Source organism: Comamonas testosteroni ATCC 11996 (assembly GCF_000241525.1).
In the GTDB taxonomy this organism is placed as follows: Bacteria; Pseudomonadota; Gammaproteobacteria; order Burkholderiales; family Burkholderiaceae_C; genus Comamonas; species Comamonas testosteroni.
Window position 1 is genome coordinate 500,991 of sequence record NZ_AHIL01000002.1, and the last position, 12,104, is coordinate 513,094.

Annotated in this window: 12 protein-coding genes; 3 read left to right on the plus strand and 9 right to left on the minus strand. The window is 65.3% G+C overall.

Annotated features, from left to right (window positions below; all coding sequences use genetic code 11):
* Window positions 1–180: 180 nt before the first annotated feature.
* From CTATCC11996_RS02220 to tsaB, 3 genes are read right to left on the minus strand one after another with little or no spacing between them, the layout of a single operon-like run.
* On the minus strand, window positions 181–1,116 hold the full coding sequence (locus CTATCC11996_RS02220; RefSeq protein WP_003072531.1) for a uracil-DNA glycosylase family protein: 936 nt from the start codon (window positions 1,114–1,116) through the stop codon (window positions 181–183).
* Window positions 1,107–1,619, minus strand: a complete 513-nt coding sequence (gene rimI / locus CTATCC11996_RS02225; protein WP_003072534.1) for a ribosomal protein S18-alanine N-acetyltransferase — start codon at window positions 1,617–1,619, stop codon at window positions 1,107–1,109. The genes CTATCC11996_RS02220 and rimI overlap by 10 nt, the downstream gene beginning before the upstream one ends.
* 10 nt (window positions 1,620–1,629) lie before the next feature.
* Window positions 1,630–2,334: a tRNA (adenosine(37)-N6)-threonylcarbamoyltransferase complex dimerization subunit type 1 TsaB gene (gene tsaB, locus CTATCC11996_RS02230; RefSeq protein ID WP_034347979.1), complete on the minus strand. Its 705-nt coding sequence runs from the start codon at window positions 2,332–2,334 to the stop codon at window positions 1,630–1,632.
* Window positions 2,335–2,497: 163 nt separating this feature from the next.
* Here tsaB and dacB point away from each other — a divergent pair, with 163 nt between their 5' ends.
* The 3 genes from dacB to CTATCC11996_RS02245 all read left to right on the plus strand — a co-directional run bounded on the left by dacB (window position 2,498) and on the right by CTATCC11996_RS02245 (window position 6,068).
* On the plus strand, window positions 2,498–3,946 hold the full coding sequence (dacB, locus tag CTATCC11996_RS02235; protein WP_003072538.1) for a D-alanyl-D-alanine carboxypeptidase/D-alanyl-D-alanine endopeptidase: 1,449 nt from the start codon (window positions 2,498–2,500) through the stop codon (window positions 3,944–3,946).
* Window positions 3,947–4,185: 239 nt separating this feature from the next.
* A complete protein-coding gene (locus CTATCC11996_RS02240) occupies window positions 4,186–5,361 on the plus strand; it encodes an SGNH/GDSL hydrolase family protein (protein ID WP_034347980.1) in 1,176 nt (391 codons plus the stop codon).
* Window positions 5,362–5,396: 35 nt separating this feature from the next.
* On the plus strand, window positions 5,397–6,068 hold the full coding sequence (locus tag CTATCC11996_RS02245; protein ID WP_003072542.1) for an OmpW/AlkL family protein: 672 nt from the start codon (window positions 5,397–5,399) through the stop codon (window positions 6,066–6,068).
* Between the two features lie 61 nt (window positions 6,069–6,129).
* Here CTATCC11996_RS02245 and CTATCC11996_RS02250 read toward each other — a convergent pair whose 3' ends face one another.
* From CTATCC11996_RS02250 to CTATCC11996_RS02275, 6 genes are all read right to left on the minus strand, one after another.
* Window positions 6,130–7,296, minus strand: a complete 1,167-nt coding sequence (locus CTATCC11996_RS02250) for an acyl-CoA dehydrogenase family protein (RefSeq protein ID WP_003072543.1) — start codon at window positions 7,294–7,296, stop codon at window positions 6,130–6,132.
* 36 nt (window positions 7,297–7,332) lie between these two features.
* Window positions 7,333–8,214, minus strand: a complete 882-nt coding sequence (locus tag CTATCC11996_RS02255; protein ID WP_003072545.1) for a hypothetical protein — start codon at window positions 8,212–8,214, stop codon at window positions 7,333–7,335.
* Window positions 8,207–9,040 (minus strand): ABC transporter permease, encoded by an 834-nt coding sequence (locus CTATCC11996_RS02260; protein WP_003072547.1) that lies wholly within the window; start codon window positions 9,038–9,040, stop codon window positions 8,207–8,209. The genes CTATCC11996_RS02255 and CTATCC11996_RS02260 overlap by 8 nt, the downstream gene beginning before the upstream one ends.
* Complete coding sequence (locus CTATCC11996_RS02265; RefSeq protein ID WP_003072548.1) at window positions 9,037–9,930, minus strand: ABC transporter ATP-binding protein; 894 nt, start codon at window positions 9,928–9,930, stop codon at window positions 9,037–9,039. The genes CTATCC11996_RS02260 and CTATCC11996_RS02265 overlap by 4 nt, the downstream gene beginning before the upstream one ends.
* Window positions 9,927–10,943: an ABC transporter substrate-binding protein gene (locus CTATCC11996_RS02270; protein ID WP_003072550.1), complete on the minus strand. Its 1,017-nt coding sequence runs from the start codon at window positions 10,941–10,943 to the stop codon at window positions 9,927–9,929. Before CTATCC11996_RS02270 ends, CTATCC11996_RS02265 begins: the two co-directional genes overlap by 4 nt.
* A 110-nt stretch (window positions 10,944–11,053) precedes the next feature.
* A complete protein-coding gene (locus tag CTATCC11996_RS02275) occupies window positions 11,054–12,052 on the minus strand; it encodes an L-threonylcarbamoyladenylate synthase (RefSeq protein ID WP_003072552.1) in 999 nt (332 codons plus the stop codon).
* Between the last annotated feature and the right edge of the window lie 52 nt (window positions 12,053–12,104).

Below are 12,104 nucleotides of genomic sequence, written 5' to 3' on the forward strand. Positions count from 1 at the left end.
GGGATCAGGGCGCTTTCAACCCCCCACAGTCTTCACCGGGAGCTGAAAGCTACCAACTAGGGTAGGTTTCCACGGAAGTCTTTCAATAATTCGAAGCCAGTGATTATGCTACGTTGCACTGCAGCATGTCGCGTGCGGCATAGTTGGGAGAGTGGGTAAGCGGGGCTTGTCGCCCGCCTGTCACAGCCCCTTGGTAAACGCGTCGGCCTGCACCAGATCGGCCCAGGCACCTGCCTTGGCCTGAGGCGCACGCAGCAGATAGTTGGGGTCGTAGGTCACCACCGTGGGTACGCCCGCAATGTGGTGCGGCTCGGCCCGCAGCCGGCCCAGCGCATCATGGCGGCCCAGCACGGCGCGGGCACTGGCCAGGCCCAGAACCAGCACACAGTCCGGGCGCAGCTCGCGCAGCAGGGCCTCCAGGGCGGGTTGCAGCGCCTGGGCATGGCTGAGGTCGGCATCGGGCGGCGCACGGTGCAGTGCGGCGCTGAAGACACGCGGTTTTTCCTGCAGTCCGAGGGCGCGCAGCATATTGTCCAGCAGCCTGGCGGCATCGCCCTGCAGCGCCGTCTGGGCGCTGTCGGCCGCAGGCCTTTGCGCCGGGCTCAGCAGAGGCGGGTTGGCGGCAGGCTCCAGCAGGATCAGCCAGCCGCCTTGCTCAGCGCTTTGCACATGCTGCAGCGCATGGGGGTAGACCAGCTGGGCTGGACTGATGGTCCAGCCCAGGCCTGGCTCGCCGGCCGGGCCTGCTGCGGGTTGCTGCACAAACTGACGCGGCTCGTGCGCCCAGTGGGCGGACAGGTTCTGGGGCGCTGGGCTGGCGGGTCTGGCGGGCCCGGCGGGCCCGGCGATCTGGGCGGTCTGGGCGGGCGGCTGGGCCGGTGTTGGCGCTGCCTCGGCCGCAGGTGCAGCGGCCTGAGCCACGGGCGGACTTACAGGCGGGCTGACAGGGGCGGGCGGTGCCACGCGCATCGCTGGCGCTGCGACGGGCTCGGCGACCGGCGACGGTGCGGCAGCGACAGCAGCCACTGCTGCGGGTTCCACGGGCTCGGGCAACCAGACGGTGATGCCCATAGCTTCCAGCATGGCCCGCTGGCGGGCGTCCAGGTTCAGGGCCATAGTTTCAGACTCATGAGCACCGCGTGCTCGCGCGGGCCGTTGGGGTTGGGGTAGTAGTTCTTGCGCAGGCCGACTTCGGTGAAGCCGTGCCTGAGGTAGACCTCGCGGGCGCGGGCATTGCTTTCGCGCACTTCCAGCCAGATCCATTGGGCATTCTGCTGCCGGGACCACAAAGCCAGCGCATCGAGCAGCACGCGCGCCCAGCCCTGGCGCTGGCAGGCCGGATTGACGGTGATATTGAGCAAATGGACCTCGTCCAGCGCCTGCATGGCGACAAAGTAGCCCAGCAGCTGGTGATCGGCATCGACCAGCAGCTGCATCTGGTAGCCGGCCACCATGGCATCCTGGAAGTTGCCGCGCGTCCATGGGTGGACATAGGCTTGCTCCTCGATCGGGAGCAGGGTGTCGAGCCAGAGCGCAGACAGCGGCTCGAAATGCACCAGGGATGCCGCATCCTGGGTGCTGGCGTCGGTGGCGAGTGTGGAGCTGCTGGGCAAGGTCATGAGGTGCTCATCAGGAGGCGGCTTCGGAGGCAGCGGCAGCGGCGGCCTTCTCGGCTTCGCGCTCGGCCGTGGTTTTTGCCACTTTATCGCGGATATAGCGCGGCAGCGCCTCTTCGGCCGGCACCGCGCAGCCTTTTGCCAACAGTGCCGGAGCCAGGCGCAGCATGGCCGTGGCCGTGGGCATGGCGTGCACATGGCGGGCCTCGGGCGCCAGCAGCTCGGGGTAGACGGGCTGGGCATTGCCCGCCACGGCATGGCCGGCTGCAGCCTGCAGAGCCTCGGGGGCGCACAGGCCGAAGTCCTCGGGCTCGATCCACTGGCCGTCCACATAGCAAAAGGCTGCGTGATAGACCTCGTGCATGCGCGCGTCGAGCACGGCCTCGACCTCGGTGCAGCCATGCAGATGACGGGCCTCTTCGGCCACGGTGAGCAGCGAGTCCACGGGCAGCACGGGAACCTTGGCGGCAAACGCCAGACCCTGGGTGATGGCGCAGGCCGTGCGCAGGCCCGTGAAGGAGCCAGGGCCGCGCCCGAAGGCAATGGCGTCCAGCTGCGCAAAGCTCAGCCCCGCCTCCTTCATGAGCTGGCGGATGGCCGGCAGCAACTGGGCCGACGACTGCTGCGCGCCCGGCCCGCTGTGCTGCCAGATGGCATCGCCACGCTGGACGGCAACAAACAAGGTATCGGTACTGGTGTCGATGGCGAGAAGATTCATGTTCGGCGGGGCGTCAGCCGCAGATGGGCTGGAGCGCAATACAGGCTGCACTGGGCTGCAGTAGAGGGCAGCGTAGCCCTGCATTATCGGACGCCCGCCGTCAGCTTGCCGCAGGCTTCGCCAATGCCCGGCATGGGCGACGCCCGGCGTAGACTCTGGCCCCATGCTGCAGACCCCCTTCTTTCTTCGCAAGACCCTGAGCGCGCTGGGCGCATCACTGCTGGCGCTGCTGGCCCAGCCCGCGCTGTCGCAATCCCTGCCTGCCGACACCCGCATTCCCGCCGCCGTGGACGCGGCGCTGCAACGCGCCAAGATTCCGCGCGATGCCGTATCGCTGCTGGTGATGAATGTGGATGGCAGATCGCCACCGAACCTGGCCTGGCGCACGCACCAGGCCATGAATCCGGCCTCGGTCATGAAGCTGGTCACCACCTATGCGGCGCTCGACCAGCTCGGCCCCGCCTATGTCTGGCGCACGCCCGTCTATCTGGGCGGCCCGGTGGTCGATGGCGCCCTGCGCGGCAACCTCTACATCCAGGGCCAGGGCGACCCCAAGCTGGTGCTGGAGCGTCTGTGGCTGATGCTGCGCCGCCTGCAAGGCATGGGCATCAAGGTCATCGTGGGCGATATCGTGCTGGACCGCAGCGCCTTTCAGCTGCCTGCGCATGATGCGGCGGTCTTCGACAACGAGCCCTGGCGGCCCTACAACGCCTCGCCCGATGCGCTGCTGATCAACTACAAGGCCGTGGCGCTGAATATTGCTCCTGATACAGGAGCTGGTATCGCTCGTATTCAATACGATCCACCAATGTTTGGTATGGAAAACCAGCAGACAGTTGCGCTGGCTGCTCCTACTTCTGATTGCGGCGATTGGCGCAGCAAAATGCAGCTGGACATGAACAATCCGCAGCGCATTGCCTTCAACGGCAGCTATCCGGCAAGCTGCGGCGACAAGAGCTGGTCCATCGCACCGGCGCAGCCCGAGCGCTTTGCGGCCAAGGCCATAGAAGGCATGTGGCGCGAGCTGGGCGGCAAGCTCACCGGCGCCGTGCGCGACGGCAGCGTGCCCCAGGGCCTGCAGCCGGCGTTCCAGCTGGAGTCTCCGGCACTGTCCGAAGTGGTGCGCGACATCAACAAATACAGCAACAACATCATGGCCCAGCATGTGCTGCTCACCCTGGGCATGCAGCGCACCGGCGTGGCCAGCTTCGACTCCGCCAGGCAGTCGCTGGCCCAGTGGTGGGCCGCGCGCTGGGGCAATGCCGAGCAGCCCGTGGTGGACAACGGCGCAGGCCTGAGCCGCAATGCCAGCATCACGGCCAGCGGACTGGGGCAGATGCTGCAGAACGCCTGGGTCTCGCCCGTGATGCCGGAGTTCGTCTCCTCCATGCCCATCGTCGGCGTGGACGGTACGCTGCGCCGCAGCAAGAGCCGCTTTGCCGGTGCGGCCCACCTCAAGACCGGCAGCCTGCGCGACTCGGCGGCGCTGGCCGGCTATGTCGACGGTGCCAGCGGCCAGCGCTATGTGCTGGTGGCCATGGCCAACCATGCCAATGCGGCCGCGGCGCGCACGGCCTGGGATGCGCTGGTGGACTGGACGGCGGCCCAGTAGCCGCCTGGGGGCGGCCGCTCCATTGCCGCTCTATCGCCGCCCTTTGCCAGCCTCGACAAACCGGACCCAGGTCCGGTTTTTTTGTTGCGTGACAGCCTGATGACCAGTTTCTTGGGCGTTGGATTTTTGTCCGACCATCGGTAATTGCCCGATAACAACGCTTGGATGAGTGTCGCTAGGATGACGCTGAGGAAAAAAGCACGACCGTGCGATTCACAACACCTCAGGAGAACATCATCTTGGCAAGCAAACTCAAACTCTTGGCGGCTGCAATGGCAACGGTGGGCCTGCTGGCGGCCTGCGGCGGCGGAGGCGGAGCCGATACCACCCCCAAGGCCAAGGTCACCTCGGTCAAGGTCATGGGCGACAGCCTCTCGGACAGCGGCACCTTCGGCTTCAAGTTCACGGTACAGGGCTCGGCGCTCACCGGTGCTGGCTCGACCATGATCTGGCCTGAGCGCATTGCTGACCAGTTCAGCCAGAGCTTGTGCGCCCACTTTCGTGCCGGTGACGAAAATCTCACGACTTATCAGGAAGTCGCCACCTGCACCAACTACGCAGTGGGTGGTGGCCGCGTGAACCCGCTGGATGCGCCGACATCGCCCAAGTCGGTTCTGGTTCAGATCCAGGTCGCATCCAAGGCCGGTTTCACTGCTGATGACCTCGTCATCATTGATGGTGGTGCCAACGATGCAGCCGATGTGATCGGGGCGCTGATTGCTGCGGCCAAGGGCAATTCGCAGCCGCTGAACGCCATGGTGGCCTGGCTGGATTCCAAGGCTCCCGGTACTTCCACGGCCCTGATGACGCAGGCCGGAGGCGATGCCACCAAGTTTGCAGGTCTGGCGGCCGGCGCTTATCTGCAGACCCTGGCCAAGACTCTGGCCGGCTCCATTGCGCAGAATGTGGTCGCCAAGGGCGCCACGCGTGTGGCCGTGCTGAATGTTCCCGCCATCACCAAGACACCGCGCTTCCAGATGGTTCTGGCCAGCATTGCCCAGGCCGCAGGCGGCGGGGATCAGGGGGCTGCTGTGGCCGCCAAGCAGGAAGCATCGTTCGATGCCCTGGTACAGGTCTTCAACAACCAGCTGGCTGCCAGCCTGGCAGGCCAGTCCCAGGTGGTCGTGGTCGATTTCTACACCGAGTTCAAGAGCCAGATCAGCAACCCGGCCCAGTACGACTTCGACAACGTGAAGGACCCGGTCTGCCCGATCACTGGCGTGGACGCAAGCGGCCTGCCCACCTATACCTTCCCCACCTGCACGGCAGCGGCCTTGAGTGCTGCACCGGGCAAATCCAGCCCTGACTGGTGGCAGCACCATGTCTTTGCCGACAGCTTCCATCCCACGCCTTACGGCCATCAGCAAATGAGCCAGCTGGTTTCCCGCTCTCTGGCCCAGAAGGGCTGGCTGTAAATCCGTCCGCACCTCAATAACAAGGAGATAAAACCATGAAAATTTCTGTGCGGATCATTGCAGCCGCTGCTGCGCTGGCGGCCTGCGGCCTGGCCAGCGCCCAATCGGCCGGAAGCTGGATGGCGCGTGTGGGCGTGACCCATCTGTCGCCCGATGTGAACAGCGGCAATCTGTCGGCGCCATCCTTTCCCAACACCAAAGTCGATGCCGGCAGCAATACCCAGCTGGGCGGCGGCATCACCTATATGGTGACCGACAATCTGGCGCTGGACGTGCCTCTGGCCACGCCCTTCAAGCATGACCTGTCGGGAGCCGGCGCGATTGCCGGCGTGGGCAAGCTGGGCAGCACCAAAGCCATTCCGGCCACGCTGATGCTGCAGTACCGCTTCAACGAGGCCAAGGCAGCGTTTCGCCCCTATCTGGGCGTTGGTGTGACCTATGCTCATTTCTATGGAGAAAAGACCACGGCCACGCTCAACGGCCTGACAGGGGGCACCCAGGCGAATCCGACCACCGCCGAGCTCGACGACAAGTTCGGTGCGCTGGCCCAGCTGGGTTTTGTCTACAACTTCAACGAGCGCTGGTTTGTGGATGCGTCCTACTCCAAGAGCTTTCTGAAGACCAAGATCCACCTGTCTTCGGGCCAGAGCATCAGCGTCAGGCTCAATCCCGATGTGTTTTCCATGGCCATAGGCTACCGCTTCTGAGGCTGTACGGCCGACACGAAAAATCCGGGCGGGTCCCGGATTTTTCTTTTTGGCTGCGGCTTCAGTTGTAGTGCTGCGCCGAAGGCTCTTCGCCATGCACGGCCCAGCGGCCCAGGGCCTGGAGCTTGTAGTCCAGCGGATCGTGCAGGGTATGGGTGCGCACATTGCGCCAGAAACGGTCGAAGCCCAGGTCGGCATGGGTGCCGCGTGAGCCCACCACATCGAACATTTCCTGGGTGGCGAACAGGGTGCAGCGATGCGCCATGACCTTGGCTTCAAAGACGGCGATGGCGACCTCGGCGCGCTCCGCCGCGCTCAGCCCAGGGCCGTGCTCCCAGGCTTTTTGCAGCAGCTCTGCCCCGTGGTCGGCCATCAGGGCGGCTCCCGAAATCTGGGCCTGCATCTCGCCCATGCGGCGCAGCAGATAGGGATCATCGGTGGCGCGCTCCACCGCCGAGCCCACCCAGGGCCGGCCATGCTCGCGCGCGTAGTCGCGTGCCTGTCGGCGCGCGCCCTGGGCCACGCCGACAAACAGATTGACCAGCACCAGCTGCGCCAGGCAGTTGCGCAGCGTATGAAAGGCCGTGACCTCGGCGCTTTCGTCGCGCATGACGGCGCTGGCGGGAAGCTGCACGCGATTGAACTGCACCGAGCCACTGTCGGTCTGACGCTGGCCCATGGGGTTCCAGTCGTCCTTGATGGCAATGCCGGGCGAAGCGGTCTCAAGCAGGCCCAGAACGGGCTGTGCATGGCCTGCGACGCTGGCCGATACCGTCAGGTAATGAGAGCCGCGTGTGCCCGAGCAAAAGCCTTTCAGGCCGTCGAGCACATAGCCGCCGGCCAGCTCCGAGCTGCGGGGCAGGGCCTGCAGACGCGTGTCGCGCGGGTTCAGTGCATTGCCCCACCAGCCCTTCTCGTCGATGGTGCGGCGCAGCCAGAGGCGCTGCTGCTGGCGCGAGCCATAGATCAGCACGGTGGCGACCTGGAGCTGGTGAAACGCCAGCACATGGGCCAGGGCGCTGTCGACTGCGGCCAGGGCCCGGACATGGCGGTAGATGTCGGGCCAGTTCAGGGCATCGCCGCCATGCTCGCGGGGAATCGCCAGGCGCAGCAGGCCGGCATCGCGCAGCAAGGCTTTTTCCGCTGCCGCATGACCGCCCTGGCGGTCGCGCGCGACGGCGGTTTTTTCCAGGGCGCCGAGTACATCGTTGAAGTGACTGGAGAACATGGTCAAGAAGGTGGAGGGCGGAAAAGAGGCGGAAGCTCAGTGGCAGATGGCACCGTCTTCCAGCAAGGAAGCTTCCAGAGCAATCGTGCTGACGCGGTTGTCCTGCGCACGTTGCTGCAGACCGCTACGCTGCCACTGCTGGACGGCGTTCTGCAGCCAGCGGGTGGACTGCGCATCGGCCTTGGCCAGGCGGATATGGGCCTGATCCGTGGTGCGAAAGCGGTTGCCCAGACGGGTGTAGAAGCGCCAGCTGTCCTGTTGCAGCAGGCGCGTGATGACCTCGGGCGACTCGGCCAGAACATGGCATTTGCCGGCCAGGAAATCGCTGACTGCATGAACGCTGGAGGGCGCGAAAAGAGGCTGCAGGCCCTGGGCCTGCAAGGTGCTGGCAGAGGCCTGACCCGTGGCGACGCAGGCCGTGGGTTTGGGGGCGGCCTTTAGCGCCACATGCGGCAGCCAGGAACTCCAGTGGCCGGGGGCATGGCGGCTCCAGAGGGAGGCCTGCTGCTTGAGCACCAGCAGTTGCAGGCTCTGCGGCATATAGCTGCCGCCGGTCTGGCGATCGGCAGTGGCCGGGCTGTCCTGCGGCGCCATGCCTTCGAGCACCAGGTCTGCATCGCTTGCGGGGGCGATTTTGACGCTGGTGCCCAGTTGCCGGCCCAGCCAGTCTGCAAGGGCCTGGTCGTAGACATCGGGCTCTGGCGGCAGGGGGTCGCCGGGCAGGGAAGGGCGTGCATAGCTGCGCAGGGCCACATGGAGCACGCCCTGGCGCCGGGCCTGTTGCAGCACCGGGCCTGCAGCCTCCGTGCCGCCGAGATCCGGCAGTGCCGGCCACAGCACGCCAGCCCCTGCGGCAGCGGCTGCCAGCGCGGTGCCGGCAATCGCCAGGCGTCGCCAGGATTGCGTGGCGCTACTCATGAAATTCCAGTCCGCTGCGCCAGCGCGTCAGGCGCTTTTCCAGCAAGGCCAGCCCATAGTTGAGAGCCAGGCCCAGAATGGCCAGCAGCACGATGCCCGCGTACATGCTGGGGATCTGGAAGATTTCCTGAGAGTTCAGCGTGAGAAAGCCCAGGCCTGCATGCGAGCCGATCATCTCGGCAGCGACCAACGCGGTGATCGAATAGGCTCCCGCCAGTCGGATGCCCGTGAAGATGGACGGTGCCGCCGCCGGCAGGATGACCTTGAAGAAGATGAAGCCGCGCGAGGCCCCCATGGACAGCGCCGAATGAATCAGCAGCTTTTCCACCTGCTTGACGCCGCTGATGGTGTTGAGCAGCACCGGCCAGAAGGCGGCCCAGAAGATGATGGCGATCTTGGACGCCTCGCCGATGCCGAAGAACAGCAGAAAGACCGGAAACAGCGCCAGGGCAGAGACCTGGCGGAACAGCTGCAGCAAGGGGTCGACAAAGGCTTCGAAGCGGCGCACCACGCCCATCAGCAGGCCCAGCGCCACGCCTGCCACGACGGCCAGAATCAGCCCTGCCAGCGAGCGCTGCAGGCTGGCAGCCACGTGTTTGCCCAGCTGGCCAGACTGCGCCAGTTGGACGATGGCCGCCAGCACCGCGGATGGCGGGCTGAGAAAGGCCGAATTGACCAGTCCCGCGCGCGGCAGGAATTCCCAGATGGCAAAGAACAGCAGCACGCAGGCCGAGCGCTCCAGCCATTGGAGCCCGAGTTGCCGGGAGGAAAGCAGCGACACCGGCTTGGCGGGGCGCCGGGATGGGGGTGCGGCCAGTTGGCTCATATGGCAAATCCTCGCAAGGCCAGGCTGAAATCAGGGGCGGTGGGCAGCAGCGGTGCCAGCGGTTGCTGGCGGTGGCCGCTGGCAAAGGCGACTTCGTCGCGCAGCACATCCCAGGCCTGTTCGCGCAGCTGCACAAAGGCCGGGGCGTGGCGTATCTCGGCGGGGCGCGGACGCGGCAGCGCTATGTCCAGAACGGATTTGATGCGACCGGGTCGGTGCGTCATGACGGCGATGCGGTCCGACAGATAGATGGCTTCATCGAGGCTGTGGGTGATGAAGACGATGGTGGTCTTGTGCTGCTCCCAGATGCGCAGCAGCTCGGACTGCAGGATTTCGCGTGTCTGGGCATCCAGGGCGGCAAACGGTTCGTCCATCAGCAGCAGGCTGGGTGAATAGGCCAGGGAGCGGGCGATGGCCACGCGCTGACGCATCCCGCCCGAGAGTTCGTGCGGGTAGCGCTGGCCGAAGCCGGCCAGGCCCACCAGGTGCAGAAACTGCTCGGCAGTCTCCCGGCGCTCGCGTTTGGGAATCTTGCGGATCTCCAGCCCGACCTCGATGTTCTGAAGCACGGTGCGCCACGGAAACAGCGCATAGCCCTGGAACACCACGCCCTGCTCGCGGTTGATGCCGCTGGCCGGCTGGCCGTCGATGCTGATGCTGCCGCCGCTCTTGCGCGCCAGCCCGGCCAGCACATTGAGAAACGTGGACTTGCCGCAGCCTGAAGGGCCGAGGAGGGTGAAGAACTCGCCTTCACGGATATCGAGATTGAAGTCCTGCAGGGCGGCGATCTGCTGCTTGCGGCCGCGCTCGTCGGCAATGGCGAAATCCATGCGCACATCGCGTGCCCGGATCTTGATGGCGGAGCCAGAGTCGTCGAGGGCCGTGCTCATGTCGCCGCTCCCTTGGCAAAGGGGTTGAACTCGTTGGTGTACACATCCTTGACGGCCACCTTGCCCGGCTGCAGCTTGCCTTCGCGCTCCAGCACGTCGATGTAGTACTGGATGGGCGGCTCGGTGATGATCTGGTCGTCCACATAGGCATAGCGCTCCACATGCTTGAGCTCCATGCCCAGGCGCTCGGCCGTGTAGCGGCGCGCTTCGTCGGTGTTGGCGTTGACCCAGTTGCCGGCCTTGGCGATGGCGGTGACCACATCGCGCACGGCCTGCGGGTTCTCGCGCGCAAACTTGCCGTTGACGCTGTAGGGGGCCATGCCGCCCAGGCCGCGGTCCAGGTCGTAGTCGGTCCACAGACGCTGCAGCTCGGGGTTGGCCTCGGCACCGCCGGAATGGGGTGGGTGGATGATGGCCAGATCCACATTGCGGCCGATCACGGCCTGCTCGCCCTGGTTGTCAGGAACGACCAGGAAGTTGATCTTATTGACATCGGCGCCGTGCTCGCGGAAATAGGTCTTGGAGACAAACTCGGCGCAGGCGCCGAAGCTGTTGAAGCCTATGGTCTTGCCTTCCAGATCCCTGGGCGTGCGAATGCCTGAATCCTTGCGCACGAAGTACTTCATATGCGGTGCCTCCTGCAGCGTCTTGCTGCCGGCGGCAATCACCTTCATGTCGGCTCCGGCCGCAATGGCCGAAATCACCAGCGGCACCATGCGCGAGCCGAAATGGATGTCGCCCGTGCCGACCAGCGGAATGATCTGAGGGGCGGCAATCTTGCCCACGTAGTTGGGGCGGGTGGAGGTCCCGTCGAAGTAGCCCAGTCTGTCGGCCAGATAGATCAGGTCGAAAGAGGGGTTATCGGGATAGTTGAAGGGAACGACCTTGCCATTTTGTGCCGTGCGGGTGGTTTCGCTGCTGGCCTGGTTGTCGGAGCGCGAGCAAGCCGCCAAGCCCAGGGATGCAGCACTGATGGACAGAAGCTTTCCAAGCGCGTCGCGACGGGTTCCCATGGTTCTAACCTTTGAAGTTGCTGTTGAAGCAAACAAGGTTAGAGAAGGTGTCTAATAAAGAAAACGAATAAAAATTTGTATCTTTACTTAAAAATCAGCTAAGAGGCCTCTCAGCCCGCAGCCGCTGCACGCTGCAGGCGGTCGCGCACGCCTTCCCAGTCGGCAGTGTCGGGCGGGGTTTCGATCCAGATCAGCTGGGCACCGGTTTCGTCGAAGTCGCGCAGCGTGCCAAACAGTTCGCGGGCCGTGGCCAGCGCTTGCTGGGGCATGGCCCGCAGCGCGATGCCTTTGGCCGTGCACTTCAAGGGGCTGCGGTGATAGACCGCAATATTCTTGCCCTCGCTGCCCAGAATATCGAGGGCCGATTGCAGCTGCCTGGCATCCATGAGTCGCACCTTGGCATTGGGTGCATAGTGTGCCAAAAGCGTGCCAGACGCCCGCGGGGTGTTGGCAGAAAGCTCTTCTTTCGAGAGCGGTCGCTGGCCGCAGGCGTGCGCTATATCGTCACGCGTGATGGCGCCGGGGCGCAGCAGCACGGGCACGCCGCGCGTGCAGTCGACGATGGTGGACTCAATCCCCACTTCGCAGGCACCGCCATCGAGCACCAGCAGTTCCTCGCCAAACTCGGTGGCCACATGCTCGGCCGTGGTGGGGCTGACGCGGCCGAACTTGTTGGCGCTGGGGGCCGAGACGCCCCAGACTGGCGGATCGAGCTGCTGGCAGGCCTGCAGCACCGCATGGGCCACGGGGTGGGACGGGCAGCGCAGACCCACGCTGTCCTGACCGCCGGTCGATGCCTTGGCGGCATGCGGCAGGCGCGGCAGGATCAGGGTCAGCGGGCCGGGCCAGAACGCGTCGATCAGTTGCTGGGCAAAGACCGGGACTTCCTTGGCGTAGCGGGTGATGGCGGCGGCGTCGGCCACATGCACGATCAGCGGGTGGTTGGCCGGGCGGCCCTTGGCAGCAAAGATCTGCGCCACGGCGGCGTCGTTGTCGCTGTCTGCGGCCAGCCCATAGACCGTCTCGGTGGGCAGGCCCAGCAGCCGGCCTTGCTGCAGCGCAACCGCAGCGGCTTGCACCGAGGCTTCCAGCGTTCCATCCAAGATCATTTCAATTCCTCTTTCATGCACTGCGCCGCCGTTTGTGCGGTGCTTTTGCGCT